The sequence below is a fragment of the Thermoleptolyngbya sichuanensis A183 genome (assembly GCF_013177315.1).
In the GTDB taxonomy this organism is placed as follows: Bacteria; Cyanobacteriota; Cyanobacteriia; order Elainellales; family Elainellaceae; genus Thermoleptolyngbya; species Thermoleptolyngbya sichuanensis.
The window spans coordinates 910,155-932,225 of record NZ_CP053661.1; the positions used below are offsets into that span (position 1 = coordinate 910,155).

The 22,071-nt window shown below is 57.6% G+C and carries 16 protein-coding genes; 8 read left to right on the forward strand and 8 right to left on the reverse strand.

Features of this window, described 5'->3' with window-relative positions:
* Positions 1 to 72 precede the first annotated feature (72 nt).
* The 3 genes from HPC62_RS03985 to HPC62_RS03995 all read left to right on the forward strand — a co-directional run bounded on the left by HPC62_RS03985 (position 73) and on the right by HPC62_RS03995 (position 3,792).
* Positions 73 to 1,011: a hypothetical protein gene (locus HPC62_RS03985; RefSeq protein ID WP_172353849.1), complete on the forward strand. Its 939-nt coding sequence runs from the start codon at positions 73 to 75 to the stop codon at positions 1,009 to 1,011.
* A 224-nt stretch (positions 1,012 to 1,235) separates the two neighbouring features.
* Positions 1,236 to 3,170, forward strand: coding sequence for a sensor histidine kinase (locus HPC62_RS03990; protein WP_225910605.1), 1,935 nt, complete (start codon positions 1,236 to 1,238; stop codon positions 3,168 to 3,170).
* Positions 3,171 to 3,345: 175 nt separating this feature from the next.
* Entirely contained in the window at positions 3,346 to 3,792 is a 447-nt protein-coding gene (locus tag HPC62_RS03995) for a tellurite resistance TerB family protein (protein ID WP_172353850.1), read from the forward strand.
* 67 nt (positions 3,793 to 3,859) lie between these two features.
* Here the strand turns inward: HPC62_RS03995 and HPC62_RS04000 are convergent, their stop codons facing one another.
* Both HPC62_RS04000 and HPC62_RS04005 read right to left on the reverse strand, forming a co-directional pair.
* Positions 3,860 to 4,561, reverse strand: coding sequence for a hypothetical protein (locus tag HPC62_RS04000; protein ID WP_172353851.1), 702 nt, complete (start codon positions 4,559 to 4,561; stop codon positions 3,860 to 3,862).
* 227 nt (positions 4,562 to 4,788) lie between these two features.
* Positions 4,789 to 5,391, reverse strand: a complete 603-nt coding sequence (locus HPC62_RS04005; RefSeq protein ID WP_172353852.1) for a CHRD domain-containing protein — start codon at positions 5,389 to 5,391, stop codon at positions 4,789 to 4,791.
* A gap of 266 nt (positions 5,392 to 5,657) precedes the next feature.
* Between HPC62_RS04005 and argG the strand changes: the two genes are divergently transcribed.
* Together argG and HPC62_RS04015 are read left to right on the forward strand one after the other, a co-directional pair.
* Complete coding sequence (gene argG, locus HPC62_RS04010; RefSeq protein ID WP_172353853.1) at positions 5,658 to 6,896, forward strand: argininosuccinate synthase; 1,239 nt, start codon at positions 5,658 to 5,660, stop codon at positions 6,894 to 6,896.
* A 665-nt stretch (positions 6,897 to 7,561) separates the two neighbouring features.
* Positions 7,562 to 10,300: a GAF domain-containing protein gene (locus HPC62_RS04015; protein ID WP_172353854.1), complete on the forward strand. Its 2,739-nt coding sequence runs from the start codon at positions 7,562 to 7,564 to the stop codon at positions 10,298 to 10,300.
* A gap of 93 nt (positions 10,301 to 10,393) precedes the next feature.
* Here the strand turns inward: HPC62_RS04015 and HPC62_RS04020 are convergent, their stop codons facing one another.
* The 3 genes from HPC62_RS04020 to HPC62_RS04030 form a co-directional block, all read right to left on the reverse strand.
* Positions 10,394 to 11,032 carry a Uma2 family endonuclease gene (locus tag HPC62_RS04020; RefSeq protein WP_205370439.1) on the reverse strand — a complete coding sequence of 213 codons (639 nt, stop codon included), beginning with the start codon at positions 11,030 to 11,032 and terminating at the stop codon, positions 10,394 to 10,396.
* Between the two features lie 107 nt (positions 11,033 to 11,139).
* A complete protein-coding gene (locus HPC62_RS04025) occupies positions 11,140 to 11,817 on the reverse strand; it encodes a trimeric intracellular cation channel family protein (protein ID WP_205370440.1) in 678 nt (225 codons plus the stop codon).
* A 33-nt stretch (positions 11,818 to 11,850) separates the two neighbouring features.
* Entirely contained in the window at positions 11,851 to 12,906 is a 1,056-nt protein-coding gene (locus HPC62_RS04030) for a hypothetical protein (protein ID WP_172353856.1), read from the reverse strand.
* Between the two features lie 370 nt (positions 12,907 to 13,276).
* On the opposite strand from HPC62_RS04030, the gene HPC62_RS04035 reads away from it, so the two are divergent.
* The 3 genes from HPC62_RS04035 to HPC62_RS04045 all read left to right on the forward strand — a co-directional run bounded on the left by HPC62_RS04035 (position 13,277) and on the right by HPC62_RS04045 (position 19,047).
* The gene (locus HPC62_RS04035; RefSeq protein ID WP_172353857.1) at positions 13,277 to 14,092 is read left to right on the forward strand and encodes a TerC family protein; all 816 of its coding nucleotides are present in this window, start codon (positions 13,277 to 13,279) and stop codon (positions 14,090 to 14,092) included.
* 92 nt (positions 14,093 to 14,184) lie between these two features.
* A complete protein-coding gene (locus HPC62_RS04040) occupies positions 14,185 to 16,746 on the forward strand; it encodes a U32 family peptidase (RefSeq protein WP_172353858.1) in 2,562 nt (853 codons plus the stop codon).
* A 711-nt stretch (positions 16,747 to 17,457) separates the two neighbouring features.
* On the forward strand, positions 17,458 to 19,047 hold the full coding sequence (locus HPC62_RS04045; RefSeq protein ID WP_172353859.1) for a DUF3370 domain-containing protein: 1,590 nt from the start codon (positions 17,458 to 17,460) through the stop codon (positions 19,045 to 19,047).
* A 57-nt stretch (positions 19,048 to 19,104) separates the two neighbouring features.
* Here the strand turns inward: HPC62_RS04045 and mutL are convergent, their stop codons facing one another.
* The 3 genes from mutL to HPC62_RS04060 form a co-directional block, all read right to left on the reverse strand.
* On the reverse strand, positions 19,105 to 20,862 hold the full coding sequence (gene mutL / locus HPC62_RS04050; protein WP_172353860.1) for a DNA mismatch repair endonuclease MutL: 1,758 nt from the start codon (positions 20,860 to 20,862) through the stop codon (positions 19,105 to 19,107).
* Between the two features lie 254 nt (positions 20,863 to 21,116).
* Positions 21,117 to 21,581, reverse strand: a complete 465-nt coding sequence (smpB, locus tag HPC62_RS04055) for an SsrA-binding protein SmpB (RefSeq protein ID WP_172353861.1) — start codon at positions 21,579 to 21,581, stop codon at positions 21,117 to 21,119.
* Between the two features lie 33 nt (positions 21,582 to 21,614).
* Entirely contained in the window at positions 21,615 to 21,881 is a 267-nt protein-coding gene (locus tag HPC62_RS04060; protein WP_172353862.1) for a YciI family protein, read from the reverse strand.
* Positions 21,882 to 22,071 lie beyond the last annotated feature (190 nt).

Sequence of the window (22,071 nt, forward strand, 5' to 3'; positions counted from 1 at the left end):
CAAGCAATCCATGGCCATCCTCTGGAAATGCTTGCCCAACAATCCGCAGTGATCCTCCCCACAACTCCGCCTATGACTCCACCCAACGACTCTGGCTCCAATTCCATCACCCCATCCGACCGCATCGACGTAGAGATGAACGGCAGCGGGGCTAGCAGCAGTGGCAACCAATCGCCTCTGGAGTCATCTCAGGCAACGCTCCAAGAAACGACTCAAGAAACAACTCAGGCAACGACTCAGGCAGCATCCCAAAAGCCGCCCCAAAAGCTGCACCAGAAGCTACCTCAGGGGGCGATCGCCGATGCAGCAAGGGGAAAGCCCAAAACAACGATCATAGTTTCGCCAGCTATAGTTTCGCCAGCTATAGTTTCGCCAACCTCTGCGCCCCCATCGTCTGGCAAGGGCAGACAGGGCTGGCTAATCGCGTCGCTGCTGCTAACCTCTGTGGTTGCTGGTCTAGGGGGTGCAGCCTTGGGCTGGGCCATCCGCCACCACTCTCAAAATCCTCATGCCGGAGAGCCACCGGCGCTGCTCGATCCGTTCGTGAATAATGAGCAATCCTTTCCGCCGATCGAAGGCTGGGTGGGAGATGACCCAGTCAGGCGGTATTCCCCAGAAGCCTTTTCGGAAGAGGTGCTACCCGAAGCGCCCCCTCATACAGCACCGATTCGAGAACGACAGTTTCAAGAGTCTCCTCCAATCCAGACCCGCCGCCAAATTCCAGAAGAGTTCGCCGATCCATCAGGTCTTCCCCCAGTCGATGAACCGGCCTGGGCCGCGCCAGATACGGTTCCTGTAGAGCCACCTCCTCAAGTTTCACAGCCCCCCGCCCCTTCCCGCTTTTCGTCGGAGCCTGCTCCGCCTGAACCTCCCCCTCCTGTGCAAGCGCCTCCTCTCTCAGAGAGCATTCACAAAACCAAGCCCAGTTCCGACATACCCGAACCCCCTCGACAAACTCAGTCCGTCGAAATCCCGGTTTTGCCAGCCCCCTCGTCGCCGTCCTCTCCCTAGCCCCCCGGCCCCTGCCTTTTTTGGGCTGCTCAGAGAGAGGAAGCCATTGCCACAAGCTAGCGGCTCAGGACATCCCAACGAATGGATGCTCTGAAGTGAGAGTTTTTCGCGGGTTATTCTGTTAAACGATTGAAAAATCGGGCATCTTAAGTAGTGAGATTCATCGCGAGATTCAGCACATCCCAGCGCTGGCCTTCCTAACCTGGATCGAGAGTGTGCCAGTTATGTCCTTAGACTTTTTGCCGCGCAGTGGCCGCTTTAGCTGCTCTACTTCACAGCCTCGCTCTCCATTTATCAGCCTCCAGTTCAAGCTCATGTTGGGCTTTGCGCTGGTCAGCGGGCTGGTTTTTGTCGGGTTATACGGCTGGCTTTATAGCAAAGCTTTAAATCGGGTGAGGGAGGGGCTAAGGCAGGACATGGTGAATACGCTGGACGGGGCGATCGCCGGTGTTGATGCGACCGAGTTTTCCCAGCTTTCCCAGTTGCCTGCGCCGCAGGGCGAGCCAGTGCCCGCCTCAAACCCGCTCTATCAGCGCCATCAAGAATGGCTGATCCGAATTCACAACGTAGAGCCACGGGCCAATCCTTATACCTTGGTGAAGGGAGCCAAACCCTACGAAGCACTCTGGATTGGGGATAGCTTGCGAGTCTTGCAGCCGGAGAACGCCACAAGCTTTCGGGAAGCCTACCTCGCCACACCGGACGAAACTCGCCTCTATCAGGGATTTTCGGAGGTGACGCTGACGCTCTCGCCCTACACCGACTCTTGGGGAAACTGGATTTCTGCCTATGGCCCGATTAAAAATGCTGAAGGGCAGGTGATTGGGCTGCTGGGGATCGATTTTCAGGCTGACGAGATCTACAGTGTTGAGCGAGACATTCGCAAAAGCTTGGCGATCGCCTTTGGCAGCACCTACCTGCTGCTGCTGGGTCTGGTGGCGCTGCTGGCTCGCTCCTTTACGCGACCGATTATCGATCTGACCGATGCCACCGAGCAAATGAGCCAAGGCGAGTACGATCGGGCGCTGACACAGTTTCATCGTCGCTATGTGCGAGATGAGATTAGCCAACTGGCAAGCAGCTTTGAGCGGATGGTAGAGCAGGTGCAGCAGCGCGAGGCAGACCTGGCCAGCGCCAACAGCAACCTGGAAGAACAAGTCCGGCAACGCACCCAGGAGCTAGAAGAGAACAACGCCCACCTTGAGCAAACCCTGCGAGATCTCAAGGCCACTCAGTCGCAACTGATTCAAACGGAAAAGATGTCGAGTTTGGGGCAGCTTGTGGCAGGTCTAGCCCATGAGATTAACAATCCCCTAAGCTTCATTCAGTCCAATTTGCTCCATGCCCGCGAGTACATGCAGTGCTTATTGGAGATGCTGAACCTTTATCAGACCCATCTCCAAAAGGTGCCAGCGATCTGCGAAAAGGCAGAGGAACTAGGGCTGGAATTCATTCAGGATGATCTGCCCAAGCTGCTGGGGTCGATGCAGGTTGGCACGCAGCGGATTAGTGAAATCGTGCGATCGCTCCGTGTGTTTGCCCGGTTGGATGAGTCTGAGGTCAAGTCCGTTGATCTGCATGAAGGGCTGGACAGTACGCTGCTGTTGCTCAATAGCCGTCTCCGGGGCACTCCTAGTCGAGCAGGTATCCGCATTGTTCGGGAATACGGCGATCTGCCGCTTGTCGAGTGCTACGCCGGACAGATTAACCAGGTGTTTATGAACCTTTTGAGCAACGCGGTCGATGCTCTGGAGGCGATGCGAGAACAGGTGGATGGTTTACGCAGCGCCGCTGGGCAGGCTCATTCCCCGGCATACTGCATGGACTGGGCCAAGGATTTATTGCCAGAGGAACAAGACGAGATTCCCACCATCTGGATTAGAACCCGTCTGGTCGAAGGGAATCGCGTCTCGGTGTGCATCGCAGACAATGGAATTGGCATTTCGACGGACGTGCAGCAGCGGATCTTTAATCCCTTTTTCACCACTAAACCTGTGGGACGCGGAACCGGGCTGGGGCTATCAATTTGCCATCAAATCATTACCGAGCGCCACGGCGGTACGCTGAAATGCACCTCTTGCCCCGCTGAGGGGTCAGAATTTTGCTTTGAGATTCCGCTGAAGCTGCCTGCCAACCAGCCCCAACAGACCCAGGCTTAGGCTTAGGCAAGTAGAACTTATGCGGTTGGTCGCCAGTCCGAGCAAAGGCGGAGAGAGTTGGAGGAATTGAGGGAACTCTGAATTAGGCCGTAGCTGCTCAGACTGGCTGAAAGATGAGCCATCAGACCAACAGGCTGTCGGCGCGGCTCATTCCTTCTACTTTGGAGATATTGCTATGGGTTTGTTCGACCGAATGTTTGGCGTACAAAACACAGTTCAGGAAACCTTTAGCCCAGCCGAAGCCTATGCAGCGATCGCCCTGGCCGCAGTTGCTTCTGACGGCTATCTGGCAGACGAGGAGCTATCGGGTCTGATGAGTACGCTGAACCGCATGCAGCTCTTCCGGAGCTATTCAAGCGACATTATGCGACGGATGTTTGACAAGCTGTTCAGCATCCTGCGGCGGGATGGGGTCGGCGTTTTGTTTGCGATCGCCAAAGACTCTCTCCCCTTTGAACTGAAGGAATCGGCCTTTGCAGTTGCCACCGATCTGGTTTTGGCCGACGGCCGTGTCACCCAGGAAGAGCAGCAGTTTCTCAACGATCTCTATCAAGCCCTTGGCATTTCCGAAGCCGCGGCCGAGAAGATTGTAGACGTAATGCTCATTAAAAATCGCGGCTAGGTTGCAAGTCGGTTCATCGTAAGAGGCGATCGCCCAGCGCAAGAGGCGATCGCCCTTTTTTATCGCTCTACTCCCGACACCCAGCCGCACGAAACTGCTCCATCAGCGCTGTGGGCCAGGTGGGGTCGATCGCAGGGGGCCGCTGGGACGCATAGACCTGCATGTTTCCCGTTGGCTCCACCGTTGCCAGAAACTCGCTGTCGTAGTTTGAGACCGTCACTTGCCGCAAGAGCGATCGCGTAGACTGCGTATTGCTAGCCAGCAGTTGCCCCTCCGCCACCTGCGCCACGGAAAACTCTAGCGGCGTGTCATACACCTCAAACGGCACGGTTGCCGTTTCCTGCTTGCTATAGCGCACCAGGCACACGCGCCCTGGTACTTCCGACGGAAACACCGTCATAAAGTAATGGGGCAGCATATCCCACTCTTTGGCCCAGGTTCCCAAAAACGGGGCCATGTCTGGGTCTGTCTCTGCCCAGGTTTGCCGATAGGCGACCAGTTCTGAAGAAATCGGCGACCCCACTGAACCAATCTTGCCCAGCCCCAGCAAGTCCAGATCGGACTGAATCCGCTGCTGCATCTCGGCCTCTGCCTGACGGAGTGCGTCTTCTGTCAGCGGCGGCCGTAGCGGCGCATCGACAGGATGCAGCACCACAGCAGGATCGGGAGTGGCTGCGTCGGGCGCAGACGGGGTGCAGGCTATGGCCGTTCCCAGCCCCGCCGTCAGCACCACGGCCGCCGCCCACTTCACCCGAATTGCATGAGTCATCAATCGTTTTGCCATAACCCTCGTAGCCCAGACCATCAATTTCTGGGGTCTTCTTTTATTAGGTCTACAATTTCTGGCAGCAGGTTCCGCAATGAAAAAGCCCCACTTCACCGATTGGGAAGTGGGGGCAGACCTTTCTGCTTGAGAGCCAACTTGTCAAGAGCCAGCGGAGAACCAACGTCCTTTAGACCCGGAGGAACGGGCGGAGGCTTGGGCGAGTCCGGGCGTTAGTAAGGACGCAGCACGCCGCGCAGTTCGCCGGCCCGGTTGCGCGTGGTGTGAAGATCAAGATAGAGATTGCCGCTTTCCAGCGCTTGCCGTTGTTCTGGCGTGAGGGTGTATTCTCCCGCAAAGCGACCGTCGCGATCGCCCCTCATCGTCACCGTCAGCGCATACTGGAAGGGGCCGTTGGCGGTGGGTTCGCCCCGATGGATATGCACGGCTGAGGTGATGTTGGGGTTGGGCGGATCGGTGGGGTCAACGGTATAGTCGCGCAGGGGACCAGCCAAATTGCGAAAGTCGCCCCGCACCACCAGGCGATCGCCCGCCAGCACGGCCCCGGCCACACCTGTCGCCCGACCAGAGGGAGACGCGCCCACCACTGCACCCCGGCTCAGGGTTGCCGAAAAGCGCTGTAAAGAAGAGCGGGTCATCCCCTGCGCCAGCAGCACAGTTTCTGCCTGACGCACCTCTGCGATGGGGGCGGGGTCTGCCGGACGCATCCTGCCAGAGACGGCTTGGGCCAGGGACGGGGTAGACAGCCCCATGAGAGATAGGCACGTCAGCGCACCCAGAACGAAATGGAAAAGAATCTTTTTGGGATGAATCATGGCTTTGAGGCGTTCGATAGCGCTTGGAATCAAGACTCGCGATGAATCCTAATGAACACTACGCCCAAAACTGCTGTTTGGATGTGTGATTTCATCCTTAGCCTGGAATCTGCATCAGAAATCTGTACCCAGCCCGACAGAATTTATCAAAAGACAGGGGATAATGCTCTCTGTTCTGGGTGAGGCGATCGCCAGTATTTGAACCCATCACGACTGGTCGTGCGCTGCTCAAGCAAAGGCGCTGCTTAGATTGAGGAAGGCTGTTCATGAAAGTGCAAGATTTAAAGGGAAAAACCGTTGCGTTTGCCGGGTCGGGCGGGCTAGATAGCTGCACCATTACGCGCTGGCTGACAAACCAGGGCGTAAACGTGGTGTGCTTTACGGCCGACCTGGGGCAGCCGGATGAAGAAGACATGGATGCGGTGCGCCAGCGGATGCTGAAGGCGGGCGCGGTGGACTTTGTGCTGCTGCCTGTGCGAGAGGCGATCGCCGAAGACGGCCTCAAGGTGATCCAGTCGCAGGCCTGCTACGAAGGGCGCTACTGGAACACCACGGGAATCGCCCGCTGTTCCCTGACCAAGGCAATGATTCTGGAAATGAAGCAGCGCGGGCTGACGATTTTTAGCCACGGCGCAACGGGGCGCGGCAACGACCAGGTGCGGTTTCAGCTAATTACCAATATGCTGGCTCCAGAGTTTGAGGTGTATGCACCCTGGCGCGACGAGAGCTTTCTGGCGCGGTTCCCCGGCCGCAGCGAGATGATTGATTTCTGTCAGGAAAACGGGCTGCCCGTGACGGCTACCAAAGACAAGCCCTATTCCACCGATGCCAACCTGCTGGGGTTGACGCATGAATCGGGAATGCTGGAGGCGCTGACCACCCCGGCCCAGTTTGTGAAGCCGATTATGGGCTGCTATCCGCAGGATGCGCCCGACACGCCAGAAGCTTTTACCGTGCGGTTTGAAAAGGGTCGTCCGGTGAGCGTGAATGGGGAATCGGTGAATCTGGTGGATGCGTTTTTGAAGACGAATGCGATCGCCGGAAAGCACGGCATCGGCATCGGCACGCACCTGGTCGAAAACCGCTTTGTGGGCATCAAGTCGCGCGGCGTATACGAAAGCCCCGGCGTAGAAACCCTGGGCACTTGCTATGCTTATCTGCTGCAACTGATTCTGGATCGGCGGGCGCGGGAGTTTTATGACCAGCTTTCGCTCCTGGTGGCCAAGCAAATCTATCAGGGCTACTGGTTTGACCGGGCAACGCAGATGATGCTGGCGGCGATCGCCAACACGGCCGAACTCGCCACCGGAACCATCAGCGTGTCCCTTTACAAAGGCAATATCTCCTTCGTGGCGGCCGACGACGTGCCCCACATCCTCTATTCCGAAGAAAACGCCTCAATGGAGGGCGTGGGCGACTATAACCACGGCGACTCGGAGGGGCTGCTGCGGGTCTTTGGCGTGAGCGCCCGCGTGTTGGCCACCAGCGGTCAGGTCGGTCTTTGAAGAACTGAGGACTGCGTTGAACGTGGGCCGAAACCCGGATGCGAGTTGATTGTTTGTGTGCGATGCACCCAAGCAGTCAACTCGCATCTCTAGAGTTTTGCGCTTTGGCAGGCTAAACATCGGCAGGCGAAATCCTAACGTTTTAGCACAATCCGATACCGCGCCTTGCCCGATACCAGATGCTCAAGGGCTTCGTTAAGCAAACTAAGCAAGCAATGAAGAACTGGAGGAAGAACTGGAGCGGTGGATAAATCACCAATCAGATGAACAGGGATTCACCCACGCCGCCGCTGATGATAAGGGGGGTTTTGAGGGAGCAACAATCCTATGTCTGGATGCCTATGTCTGGATGATTCCGTATCCTCTGCGCCTTGTCGATCCCCAGTTGGGCGGCTAGAGTCTTAATGAGTGCATCCAGCTTGGGCATTTTGCGGATGGGGATGGAGTTGCGCGATCGCCCCTTGGTAGGATAAATACGAGGGCGATCGCCACCTCAAAACCCCGTCAGATGCTTCTCCTAAGCCCTCATTGCATGGTTCGTTGCATAAGATGCACAGGAGATGCATAGGACTGTCGAATTCATTGGCTGTGAATCCGTAATGGCGTTTGGGTAACTTGAAAGAAGTTGAGTCAGACGCATCGCCCTGTTTCTACCTGGAACTGCCATGAGCGCCCCCTCCTCGCATCTACATTCCACATCCTCCCCATCGGCCGACCCGCTTGATGGGGACAATGCAACGGTTACGGTAGAGGTAGAAGTCCTCACCGATGGTTCGAGTGCTGGGCAATTGAGTGGGCGATCGCAGCCGCCAGAATCACCCGCTTCCCCCCCCGTCCCTCCCCCCAATCCAAACAGCGACCCAAGCGCCACCAGCCCCTCCAGCAGACCCAACCCCGGCAGCGCCCTGGCCACCACCAAGGGATCTTTCTCGTCCTTTCTCGCGCCGCTGACCCAGGATACGTTCAAGCAGGTCGTTACCGATGTTGAGCAAAAGCTAAGAGTGGTTAATCAAACCCTCTCGATGCTCGACAACCTGATGGATTCTCAGGGATTTGATGCCATCTTGAACGAGATGCTGCATTCCATCACCCTGAAAACGGGGGAACTGCTGAACGCCGATCGCGCCACTATTTTTCTCCTAGACGACGAGAAAGACGAACTGTGGGCGATCGTCGCCGAAGACGAAAACGGCAATAACCTGGAACTGCGAATTCCCAAGCATGTCGGCATTGCGGGCGAAGTCGCCACCACCAAGCAGGTCGTCAACATTCCCTACGACTTTTACAACGATCCCCGCTCTAAGGCGGCTCAGGCGCTCGACAAGAAAAATCACTACCGCACTTACACCATGCTGGCCATGCCCCTGCTGAACGATCAGGGCGACTTGGTGGCCGTCGTGCAACTGATCAACAAGCTCAAGCCCAACTGTGATTTGCAAGCGCACCTAGACGAGCGCATCGACCTGGGCGGCTTTACCGCGCAAGATGAGCAGGTGTTTGAAGAGTTTGCGCCCTCGATCCGGCTGATTCTGGAATCGTCCCGCTCGTTCTACAAGGCAACCCAGCAGCAGCGGGCCGCCTCGGCGCTGATGAAGGCGACCAAATCTCTCAGCCAGAGCAGCCTAGATCTGGAGGAAACCCTGGGACGCGTGATGGAAGAGGCCCAGGAACTGATGCAGGCCGATCGCAGCACGCTTTGGCTCTTGGATCGCGACCAGCACCAGCTCTGGACAAAGCTGCCGATCAACGGCGTGCTGCAAGAAATTCGCATCCCGATGGATGCAGGCTTTGCGGGGCAGGTGGCGATGTCGGGTGAGCCAGTCCTCATTCCCTACGACCTCTACAACCACCCCAACTCCGACACTGCCAAGGAAACCGACAAAAAGACGGGCTATCGCACATGCAGCATGTTGTGTATGCCCGTGTTCAACGCAGATGGCGAACTAATCGCCGTCACTCAACTGATCAATAAGAAAAAGCAGGGCGACCATCCGCCCTACGATCCGGCAAACTATCCTGAAGCGCCGGAGATCTGGCGGGCTAGCTTTAACCGAAACGATCAGGAGTTCATGCAGGCGTTCAACATTCAGGCGGGTGTGGCGCTGCAAAACGCCAAGCTGTTCGCCACGGTGAAGCAGCAGGAGCAACTCCAGCGCGATATTCTGCGATCGCTCTCTAACAGCGTTATCTCCACCGACAAAGAGGGACGCATCATCGCCGCCAACGAAAGCGCCCGTAAACTGCTGGGTCTGAGCGACACTGACCCGCTGGAGGGGCTGCACGCCGAGGAACTGATTGGGCTGGAAAAGGGGGATTTTTCCAAGTGGTTCAAAATGGCGCTCATGCCAACAGATGACAAGTGCCGTCAGCAGTATTACCCGGATCAAACGCTGAACGCGGTCAAAGGCGTGGAGCAGCACAGCATTAACCTGTCGATTAACACCATCGCCGATGCGAGTGACCCAGAGCAGGTGTCGGGAGCGCTGGTGGTGATGGACGACATCAGCGGCGAAAAGCGGCTAAAAAGCACCATGTCGCGCTATATGTCGCAGGAAGTGGCGCAGTTGCTCTTTGAGAACCCCAACGCTGCCAAAATGGGGGGCGATCGCAAAGAAGTGTCTGTCCTGTTTTCCGACATTCGCAGCTACACCACGCTGACCGAGAGCATGACCGCCGAAGAGGTGGTCGAAATGCTGAACCAGTATTTCGAGAGCATGGTAGACGCGGTGTTTACCTATAAGGGCACGCTGGACAAGTACATCGGTGATGCCATCATGGCGGTGTTTGGGTCGCCGCTGCCCTTGGACGACCACGAGTGGATGGCCGTACAAACGGCGATCGAGATGCGGCACCGACTTGCCGCGTTCAACGCCGACCGGGTACAGCGCCAAAAGCCACCGATTCGGATCGGCATCGGCATCAACTCCGATATCGTCATCAGCGGCAACATCGGCTCCAGCCGCCGCATGGAGTTCACGGCCATTGGCGATGGGGTTAACTTGGGGTCGCGCCTGGAAAGCGCCAGCAAGCAATACGGCACCGACATCATCATCAGCGAGAACACCTACAAGCCTTGCGCCGATCGGGTCTGGGCGCGAGAGCTAGACTGTATCCGGGTGAAGGGCAAGACGCAGCCCGTCAGCATTTATGAACTCGTTGGGCTGCGTGACGAAATCATTCCCGACGAGAAAAAGCGGCTGATTGACCTCTATCACGAAGGGCGCAAGCATTACCTGAATCGCGATTTCGTTAAAGCGATGAGCGCTTTTGCCACGTTGCTGCAAGACGTGAACAACGAAGACAAAGCCGCCAAGCTCCACCTCGACCGCTGCACCCACTGGCTCAGCCATCCGCCCAACGACGAAACTTGGCAAGACGGCGTGTGGACCATGACGGAGAAGTGAGGATTAAGGGGTCAGGGGTCAGGGATCAGGAACTATGGGTCGGGGATTAGAGGCTGAGCAGACAAGCTAACAACGGGGCTTATGCAAGGGGGCTTATGCAAGCTCTGCCTCAAAAGCGCGCAGGGCGCTGCTTGAGCCTTGGCTCCAGGCTAGCTCGACATAGCGGGGGATCAACTGCTTGACCGCAATATCTGGAAAAATGCCGCTGACCTCGCTTTCCTGATAGTGTTCGCTGTCGAAGATGTAGATTCGCAGGCCCTGACTCCGATAAATCCAGAGTTCTGGAATGGCGATCGCCTCATAATCTGCTGGCTGAGTAAAAGACGTGAGATCGACCTCAAGCGCTAGATCCGGCGGAGGATCAATTTCCAAATCGATACGTTCTTTACCCAAAATAGCCAATCGATTTTGGATGTAAAAACAGGCATCGGGTTCTACTCCGGTTTGGCTGACTCGCTTCAGCGTGAGGGGATCGAAGGCGTGCCAGTCTTGGTTCTGATGCCGCAGCAGCGCCTTCACCAAATCAGTGAGGGTAGCGGAGCGGTTGCTATGGCCAGGCAAAGGAGCCATCAAACGAATTTCCTGTTTCTTGACTCCAAAGTAGACTTTGACCGCAGCGCGATCGCGACGGCTTGACAACAGCCCTTCGTAATCTGCCCAGCTTTGATGACGCAAGATCACCTCACTACCCGGCGGTAGTTCAATTCCATCGGGGCTAATGGTCAAATTCATCAAGAAGCCTGTTGGGTTGGGTTTGTGAAGTTGGCACCAGATACTTGACGACCCTTAATTCTAATCCTTAGCTCATTGCCCTGAGCAAGCCATCCCTGATTTTCATTTTATTCTTCCTCTCGTGGGGTGGGCAGCGTCAGGTTATAGCGTAGCGCCAGCATTCGGAGCAGAACGATGGTGCAAAACCCGGCAACGGTGGCGATCGCCATATCCACCTGCCACAGCACCAGCACCAGATAAACCCAGCAGCCGACAAAGGCACAGGTGGCGTAGAGCGTGGCGGTTTTGCGAAAGACCACGGGAATCTGCACCAGCAAGATATCGCGCAATACGCCGCCCACCACGCCCGTAATCACGCCCAGCAGCGACGCGGTGAACGGCGGCATTCGATATTCCAGCGCAAAGGCCGTACCGGAAATGCTGAACAGCGCTAGCCCAAAGGCATCCAACAGCGCAAAGACTCGATAGGCAGGCGCTTTGACTGGCTTCAGCAGGCGCGACCCGTAGACATATAGCGCCGCCAGCAGCAGCACCAGCACCGCATAGCCCTCATAGCGTACCCAAAAGAACGGTCGCCGATCCAGCAGCACATCGCGCAAGGTTCCGCCCCCAAAGGCATTCACAAAGGCGATCGCATACACACCCACCAGATCCAGCCCTTTCTTGCGAGCAGCGATCATCCCCGATAGGGCTGAGGTGATCACGGCCGACACTTCTAGCGGATATTGCACCATGGCGAAGCGTTCGAGTTGAGCGGCGATCGCATCTATCGCATCTAGAGACATCAGAGGATTAAGCAGAGGATGAAGCGCTGTGGGTCAGGGATTGGGCTGAGACTTGAGAAAATCCAGAAAGTCGTAGAGTTCGGTTTCGTTGAGTTCCTGGCGCGATCGCTTGCTGTAGGTCGCTTTCAGGTGTTCGCGGCCGCGCTTGGCATCCCACCCCAGGCGGCGCAGTTCCACATCGGTCTGGGCGAGGATATCGGAAAAGTCGATGGAGGCGGGGGCGGGGCCAGGCGGCGCGGGTTCGGGGTTGGGCGGCGGGCTAGCGGACTTCTTGCGAGAGGGTTTGGCGCTGATCTGTGAGGCAGGTTTGGTGATTTGGGACAAATCGACGGGTTCGGAGGCTTCTGAAAAACCGTCGTCGGATGCGGAAATATGGGCGTAAAAATCTGCCACGACGGGGCCAGAGTCTAGCTCGTCTTCAGGCGGCAGGGGCGGGTCAAGCGGGTCGGGTTTGTCCCAGTCGCTCTCTGTGGGGAGTGTCGCCGCTTCGGTGACAAAGTCACGCGCTGGGGCAATCGGCGGCATCGCAGACCCCGCACTCTCCACGGGCAAACTGGCGCTGGGCAAACCGCTCGGTGAACGATTCCAGGCTGCATCCATCGGCGCAAATTCAGGCGTTTGGCCATCAGTCTCGCCAATTTGCCCGCCCGATTGCCCCCTCAACTGCCCGCCCGGTTGCCCACCGATTTGCCCCGTTACTTGCCCCGTTACTTGCCCCGTTACTTGCCCAGGAGTCTGAACAGAGGTCTGAGCAGGGGTCTGAACAGAGGTTTGGACAGCGGCCGTTGATCCGTCATTCATGCCCAATCCATGCAGCCCCAACGCCTGGAGCGATCGCCCCCGTGCCCGGTCTTCTGCGTCTTCGATACTGGCGCTTTCGGCCAGCCCAGTGGCCAGCGTCAGCCCACCCATGATTACGCTAGCCCGCACGATATAACGCCCGTTTTGCACGGTCAGCAGGTCGGTAATCAGGCTAGCGAAGGGATACACAGCCCGAAATCGCGCCAGCAGTGCGGGCAAGTTCTCAGGCAAATTCTCAGGCAAGTTCTTAAGCAGGTTTCTAGCAGAATCAGCAGAAAAGGACGACATGACCAAGCACGGGAGGGAACGATTCGGAGAAGCAGGAACGATTCGGAGAAGCAGTGTAGCAGCGGGCGCGTTTGCATAGTGCGATCGCCTCCTCACCATACCCGGATTTCAGCCCAACGAAGCGAGTCGGGTCGAGGTCGGATTTCATGCACGGGTCAGACGTTTTTGCTGAACCCGCAAAAGCTTTGGATTCATCCCTGGAATTTTCTGAGACAAAGATTTGGGTTTAAATTCGATATGCTGTGAGAGACGCAGTTTGTCAAACTTGCGTTGATCTGCTGCTTTTTAGCAGAGTTTTTTACAGATTCTTGCAGACATTCTGCTGTTTGCGTTTGCTGTTTGCGTTGCTGTTTGCCTAGAGATTGCCGCCATGCTAGATAGATTGCTCGACTTGTCTCCCAACCTGGGTGTAGACACGTTCCTTCTGCTGACGGTGCTGGTGGCCCTCGAAACGCTGCTATCCGCCGACAATGCGATCGCGCTGGCGGCCATCGCCCAAGGGCTAGACGGCAAAAAAATGCAGCGAGACGCGCTGAATTTGGGGCTACTCGTCGCGTTTATTTTTCGGGTCATCCTGATTCTGACGGCAACCTGGGTGATTCGGTTTTGGCAGTTTGAGCTGGCGGGTGCGCTCTATTTGCTCTGGCTGGTGTTCAAGTATTTCACCTCCGATGAAACAGAGGACGGCGAACACCACCACCACGGGCCGCGCTTTACATCACTCTGGCAGGCCATTCCGATGATTGCGATTACGGATCTGGCGTTTTCGCTGGATAGCGTTACCACGGCAATCGCCCTGTCTCAGGAAGTGTGGCTGGTGCTAACGGGCGGGCTGATCGGGATTCTCACGCTGAGGCTATTGGCGGGGCTATTTATCCGCTGGCTGGATGAATATACCCATCTGGAAGACGCGGGCTACATCACCGTGGGGCTGGTGGGGCTACGCCTATTGATTAAGGTGTTTAACGACAGCCTGGTGCCGCCCCAGTGGGCAATGATTTCGGTGATTGCGCTGCTGTTTGTCTGGGGCTTTTCGGAGCGCAAACCGGAGGCGATCGCCGCTGAATCTGGCTCTGCGCCCCTTGCTGAAGCCCACACCCCACCCGATCCGCCGCCGCTCGAAGTTCCTTCTGGGGCAAAGCCAGAAGCCGATGAGCGCGAGGCGCAAGAAATTTCTGCGGACTGAGCCAAAGATAGCGCCCAAATAGCGCCAAATAGCCCCTAGATCGCTCCTAAATAGCTCATAATAGCCCCTCAGCTACAGCGTGATACAGCGTTATGGATACTCTGCTGTCTTCAAGTCCAGTGGCGATCGCCCCACCGCGCTGCCCAGACCTGCTGGCCCCCGCCGGCAACTGGGACTGCGCCCGTGCTGCGGTCGAAAACGGAGCCGACGCAATCTATTTCGGGCTGGATCGGTTTAATGCGCGAATGCGGGCGCAAAACTTTACCGAAGCCGATTTGCCGGAATTGATGGCATTTCTACATCGGCGCGGCGTGAAGGGCTATGTCACGCTGAACACGCTGGTCTTTCCGGCAGAACTCGCCGAAGCCGAGCAGTATGTGCGAACTATGATCGCGGCAGGCGTAGATGCGGCGATTGTTCAAGATATCGGCATTTGCCGCCTAATTCGCCACCTGTCGCCCGACTTCCCCATCCACGCCTCCACGCAGATGACCATCACCAGCGCTGCCGGGGTCGCCTTTGCCCAAGCGCTGGGCTGCAACTTGGTGGTGCTGGCCCGCGAGTGTTCGCTGAAGGATATCCGAAAGATCCGGCAGCAACTGGGCGATTCCCTCAGGGATCGCGGCGCGAATCGCGCGATGTCCATGCCGCTGGAAGTTTTTGTCCACGGGGCGCTTTGCGTCGCCTACTCTGGGCAATGCCTGACCAGCGAATCCCTCGGCGGCCGCTCTGCCAACCGGGGCGAGTGTGCCCAGGCCTGTCGAATGCCCTACGATCTCATTGCAGACGGGCAGAAGGTGGATTTGGGCGATCGCCACTATTTGCTCAGCCCCCAGGATCTATCTGGACTCGACGTATTGCCCGACCTGGTAGCCACAGGCGTAGCCTGCCTGAAAATCGAAGGTCGCCTGAAATCGCCAGAATACGTCGCCAACGTCACGCGGGTCTATCGCAACGCGCTTGATCGCGTTTGGCAGATGGTTTCAGAGCGCCAGAGCGATGAATTCGCAGCACGCCCCAGCGCCTCATCTCCTGAAGACCGCTACAACCTCGAAATGGCTTTCTCTCGCGGCCTCTACACGGGATGGTTTCGCGGCATCAACAACCAGGAACTTGTCCATGCGCGATTTGGCAAAAAGCGGGGCGTATATCTGGGCGAAGTGACCCGCCTCCGCAACGAGCGAGCCATGATCAGGCTCCAGGCTCCGCTAAAACCGGGCGATGGTGTGGTGTTCGACAGCGGCCACCCCGATGCCCCGGAAGAAGGCGGCCGGGTGTATTCCGTCGAAATGCAGGGTAACGAAGCAACGCTCACCTTTGGGCGCGGCGCAATAGACTGGCGGCGGGTGCGCGTGGGCGATCGCCTCTGGAAAACCAGTGACCCCGAACTGGATCGTCAGCTTCGCCAGAGCTATGCAGGCGACACGCCCAAGGTCCAAAGACCGATTGCCATTGAAGTGCATGGGGAAGCGGGGCAGCCGCTGGTGGCGATCGCCCGCGACGAACAGGGCCACATCGCCCAGATAGAATCGGAACTGCCACTGGCGATCGCCCAAACCCAGCCCCTCACCACCGAACGCCTGCGGGCACAACTGGGACGGCTCGGCAACACGCCCTTCTATCTCGACTCCCTGCAAAATCACCTGGGCAACGCCACCATGCTGCCCCTCAGCGAACTCAACCGCCTTCGTCGGGAACTCGTCGCCCAGCTCGAAGCCCAGCGCGCCCAGCCAAAACCCTGGCATCTCAACCCCCATGCCACCCTGCACACCCTCCTGCCCGCTGCTCCTGCTCCCTCCTGCTCTCCCGCATCCACCAACCTAATCGCCCTCACCCGCACCCTGCCACAACTTCAGGCCGCCCTCACTGCCGGACTCCGCACGCTCTACTGCGAATTTGAAGACCCGCGCAAATACCGCGAAGCGGTCGGGCTGGTTCGGAGTCACCCCAACTCTGACTCCCTGGAAATTTTCGTTGCGCCGCCCCGCATCACCAAACCCAGCGAAACCTGGATCTTGCGGCAGGTGAAGAATGCCCAAGCAGATGGCTATTTAGTGCGAAACTACGACCATCTCCAGTTCTTCGCCGACCAGCGCCGTATCGGCGATTTTTCGCTGAATGTGGCCAACGCGCTCTCCGCCGACTACTTTCAACGGGCGGGGCTAGAGCGACTCACCGCGTCCTACGATCTCAACCTCCAGCAGCTAGAGGGCCTATTGACCAGTTGCCCACCAGACTGGTTTGAGGTCACGATTCATCAGCACATGCCCATGTTTCACATGGAACACTGCGTCTTTTGCGCGTGTCTGTCCCTTGGGACAGACTATACAAACTGTGGTCGCCCCTGCGAAAAGCAGGTAGTCAAGTTGCGCGATCGCACGGGCACAGAGCATATCCTGCAAGCCGACGCAGGCTGTCGCAACACCGTATTTAACGGCACTGCCCAAACTGGAGCAGAAGCGGTTCATCGACTTATGCAGCTTGGGGCACAGGCGTTTCGCCTAGAATTTCTCAACGAAACGCCTGCTCAGGTCATGCAAACCATCCAGCGATATCAAGCGCTGCTGGAGGGAACATTAAGCGGAACTGCGCTGTGGAAAGATCTCAAGCTACAAAATCAGCTCGGCGTGACGCGGGGAACCCTCAATTCTTAACCTACTTTTCTCTTGACCCACTTTTCTGGAGACATCCTCCCTAGATTCGCAAGATTCGCAGGCTGGTTTGTCAATTTAGTTTGTGAATTTTTGATGAACTTATGCCTTCTTTCCTGAAAGGAAGCATAAACCTCGACTAGGCATTAAAAAATCCCGGATCAACTCCCTTAGGATTTCTTCATCTTGTGCCGATTTCTCGTATAGTTTTGACAGGGTTTTCAAGCTGAGACATTAGGTACATGTGTCTTCTAGTCAATCTCTGGGTAACCTGATTGAGGAACCGCGACCAGCGGCTTATGCCCCCTTGCTCGCTGTCACGACTTCCGGGTGTGCCCTAGTTGTGAAAGTAGTGTGTAGTGGTTTGGAGTGATATGGTGAGACGTTGCATTACAAGGCGTTGCGTTGTGGATCACGGTCGATCCTCCCTTTCCCTTGGGACTTGTCTACAGATGCGCTTTTGACTCTGGTAAACCGCTGACCGCTAGAAGGCGCGGCTCAGCGCGATAGGCGGACTAGCACATCCGCTTTTGAGGATGAAGCGCACTCCTTAGGTGCTTTTGCCAAAAGTAAAAATCGGGGCTTTTTGGGTCAGCTCATTCGATCTGCTCAAGCTCGACATTTTCTGCTTGATCTGACCCGACTTGTCCTGTTGCTTTTGCCCCTCTCAAGGTGATTTGGAGTCTTTTAGATTTGGGTTTCTTGCAGGTTCTCATGCTTCCATTTTTGCCACTGTTTCCCCTAGCTCAAGCCACCCCGGCCGAGGTCTACATCCCTACGCCACCTCCACCGACCCCACGACTCAGCCATGTGGTCGAAGCTCAAGAGGTGCGCCCACTGCCGGGGCAGCTTGATTCGGTGCCAGTGTTTAACAGCAACAGCCCGGAACTAGTGCAGCAAGAAGGCATCTTGCTATCCACCTTTCCCCCGCAGGGGATGCGCGTTCCCTCTGCCCACTTGAACTACGCCTTTGAAGGGCGCTTTGACGTGTTCGCCCATCACATTGCAAAAGGGCGCACGCCAACCGACGTGCGGACGCTCTACATTGGGCTTCTGGCCTACAATCCATCCGATCGCCCGGTGACGATTCAGGTTCATCAGTCTGCGAGTTACCTGAGCCAGGAAGCCCCGTTCTACGATCTGCCCTCCTACGTGGCAAACGCCGGACCCACGGTGTTTGCAGGGCCAGGCAGCCGCACCATGGGCGACATCTTGCGAGGGCTGAGCCAAGCCATTTTGCCGGAGCGGGTGACGATTCCACCCCGGTATGTGCAACTGCTGCTAAACGAACCCATTCCCCTGCGGAGCTTGCAGTCTTACCGCAATCGTGAGCCGTTGCCCATTGTCGATCCGGAGGATATGGGGCTAGACGCGGCAGAGGCAGCCGATGTTGTGCAAAACGGTGAGGCGCGTCGCCCGGCTCGTCCATCCAATGCCAATCTGCCCATCAACGGGCGATCGGCGCTGCTGCACTTGTCCAGCGATGGCCCCGTGCATCTGGCGAGTTTGGGCATGTTTGCCAGGGTGAATGGCAACGGCACCGAGCGATCGCCCCGCATGGAGGAGTGGCTGGCACTCTTGCAGCAGGGCGATGTGGCTGGGCCGCGCGATCGCGTTCCAACGCCGCCCAATGCCCGCCAAATTGGTCGGTTTTATTACAGCCGGGTATCTGGCGTGACGCAGGGTTCTCGCTGGGATGCTGTGCTGACGGATGGCGATGGGGTTGATCACTTGACGATTCCCCAGCGGGGCGGAGCGATTTCCTATGCAATTAGCACGGTCGATCGGCACACCCTGGGCACTGGGCAAATTCAGAGTGCGCCCATGCTGGTTCGTTATCCAGATACTGCCTATCGGGGGCATGGCAACTATGGCGTGCGCTACAACCTGACGCTGCCGCTGTATAACAACACCAATCAGGAGCAGACTGTGGCGCTGCTGTTCCAAACGCCAATGAAGGACGAATCGCTGCGGGGTCAGGCATTGCGGTTCCTGAGTCCGCCCGATCGCCGCATCTTTTTCCGAGGGACGCTGCGGCTGCGATATGTGAACGATTGGGGAGTGGCCCAGACCCGCTATGTGCATGTGGTGCAGCGACGAGGACAGCAAGGTGAGCCGCTGTTGACCTTAAATCTGAGACGGGGCGATCGCCGTCAGGTGCAGGTTGAACTGCTCTACCCGCCCGATGCCACGCCACCCCAAGCGCTCACCATCCAAACACTGGCACCAGAACAAGCGCCTCGGCCGACCCCGCAAGAAGAAGGCGGTACAGCCGTTACGCTGGAAGCCTCTCCTCAGCCGTAGGCAGTTCTTTGGGGACAGAATCACATCTGCAACCCCTAAACTTCAACCCCTAAATTTCTAAATTCCGTGGCTCTTGCCGATCACCCAATGCCGCCGGAAAAAGCGCGACAGGCTGGACTCTTGCAGCGACAGGCAAATCGGGCGACCGTGGGGGCAGGTGCGTGGGTTGCGGGTCTGCTGCCAGCGATCGAGGAGGGTTTGCAGTTCGGGTAGGGTCAGCGGCGTGCCATTGCGGATAGCCGTGCGGCAGGCCGTTGCTACCAGCGCCGTTTCCAAATCGCCGCCCAAGCTGAGTTCCAGCAGGGCCTCCGTACAATCTTCCCGCTGCGCCAGCGGAGCCGGAGCCGTGCGGATGGCCCACAGTGCTTCTCCGAAGGGTTCCACCGTCAGCCCAATGCGGACGAGTTGTTCGACCTGGGCCGTCGCGAGGTTGGGCAATAGCGCAGGCGGATCGAGGGGCACTACGGTCCAGCGATCGCACAGTTCTTCATACAACACCCGCTCATGGGCAATGTGCTGCTCAATCAGCCAGATGCCTGCGGGGTGTTCTGCCAAGATGTACATGTTATGAACCTGGGCGATCGCCCGCAGCGGAGTGGGCGCGGAAGAAGGCGGGAACGCAGGCACAGAAGCTTCCTCAGAAGATTCTTCACGAGACTCCTCGCCGATGGGCTGGTTCGGTTCGTCCAGTCTGCCCAGCCTGTAGCCCCCGCCAGACTCGGCAGCCCTCAGCACTTGCCCTAGGCGCTGGCTATGGGCAGCGTCGCTGAGGCTATGGGCATGAAGGCTGAGGGCGTGGGCGATCGCCTCCTGCACCTGCGCTTGCAGCCGATCTAGTTCCTTTAGGTAAATCTCGGCTTTGGCCGGGTGGCGATTCCAGTCAATTTGCTCCGGCGGCAGATGCAGATGCAAGAAGCAAACGGGATGGCGATCGCGCGGCAGCGTCCGGCGAAACGCGCCCAGGATCGTCTGCTCCAGTTCTGGAAGCTGAACGACCCGCCCATTCACTGCCACCTTTACCCAATCTGGGCGGCGGCGATGGCAGCGGTCGGGTAGACCAATCAGGAATGTGGAGCGCGGGGGATGGGGCGTGCTGGCATCCTCACCACTCCCATCCGCCCTCAACCCAACTCCCAACTCAACCTCCACCAAATCCCCCGGCTGCACGTCCCGCAGGATTTGGGGCAGGATCTGTCTCGCCGTCTGGCTGGCCCACAGGCTAAACCAGGGGCGATCGCCCTGCTGAACCACCCACGTCACCTGCGGATGGCCCAGCGCCAGATGATAGACCACCTGCTGGATGGCGCGGAGTTGTTGGGTCATCGGCGGCAATCCCTCGCGGCGGGGCAGCCAGTTGCCAAACAGGTGCGAAACCGTGACCACCGTGCCAGGGGCGATCGCCACCGTGGTTTCCAAGACGGGGTTGCCCTGGCAGTCGTAGCGCACCCACCAGCCTTCCGTCGAGCCTGCTAGACGGCTGCCAATTTCCAGATCGGCTAATTGCGCCAAACTATGCAGCGCCTCGCCCCGAAAGCCCAGACTGCGGATGTTCCACAAGTCTTCGCTAGCGTGAATTTTGCTGGTGCTGTGGGGCGCGGCTGCTCGGCGCAAATCGGTATGGCTCATGCCGCTGCCATTGTCCGCCACGCGCAGCGACCACCGCTCGGGCCATACGGCAATGCTGACGTGAGTTGCGCCCGCGTCCAGCGCGTTTTCCGCCAGCTCTCGCACCACCGCCCCCAGCGAGTCGATCACCTCGCCCGCTGCAATGAGATTGACGACTGCTTCTGAAAGGGGCTGGATGGATTGCGTCATCCGGTTTGCTGGGTCAAGACAGAACCCCTAACATTTTGCCTAATTTTGCAATTTACGGGTTAACCTCGATCTTTCGATCCACCCTCCAAACGCGCCAATCCAAACTCGCCAATCGCTAGTGTCCTTAGTTTTTCGCCACTTCGATCTGGCGACCGCTATGGCTGCTCTTGATTGGTCATTTTGGGGGTGGCGAATAAATCGGGACACTAACCAAAATCGAAAATCAACATTCCCACCTATCGCTTCATTCCCACCTATCGCTTCATTGCCCGCTGCATCTCTCGCTTGGCTTGCTTCTGCTTCAGGTCTTCGCGCTTATCGTGCAGCTTTTTGCCGCGTGCCAGCGCCAGAGAAACTTTGACCCAGCCGCGCTTGAGGTACATTTTCAGCGGCACCAGGGTCAGGCCCTGCTGTTCGACTTTGCCAATCAGTTTGCGAATTTCCTGGCGGTGCATCAGCAGCTTGCGGGTGCGGCGGGGGTCGTGGTTGAAATATTGGCTGGCGGTGTCATGGGGTGAAATGTGGACATTGTGCAGCCATACTTCGCCGTTGCGGATGAGGGCGAAGCCGTCGCGCAGGTTGGCCTTGCCCGCCCGCACAGACTTGACCTCTGTGCCGACTAGCTCAATGCCGGCCTCAAAGGTTTCCAGAATCTCGTATTCAAACCGAGCTTGTCGGTTTTCTGCCACCACTTTGTAGCCGTCGCCGTTGTCTGCCATGCGCTCTCGCTCAAAATTACCCAACGCCTTGTGTTACTCGACCACGATTTTCCACTCGTGTAGCTCGTAGCTGACGCAGCCATTTTGCACTAGTGGGTCTTGCGCCACGATCGCCCTAGCTTCTTCCATCGAGTCTGCCTGAAACAGCAGCATTCCTCCGCCCCGCTCGGCCCAGTACCCGGTTTTAGCCTGATGCCCTTTGGCGATCAGGTCACGGACAAACTGCTTGTGGGCTGGCACAGATTGATCAAACGTTGCCTTGTCCACAAGCCCTTTTTCGATCTTGACGAACCAGGGCATGGTGAAGCTGCAAAGAAACAGAGGAGACAGGACGGCAGGAGACAGAACAAAGCGCGATCGCCCTATGGGGCAACCGTTTCGCCCAGCATTGGCTCAGGGACTTGCTGCTCCACGCCAGAATGTCGGCCAAATGAATCGACCGGACTTCCAGGATATCGCGATCGCCCACTATCTGGGGTTATGCGCTGGG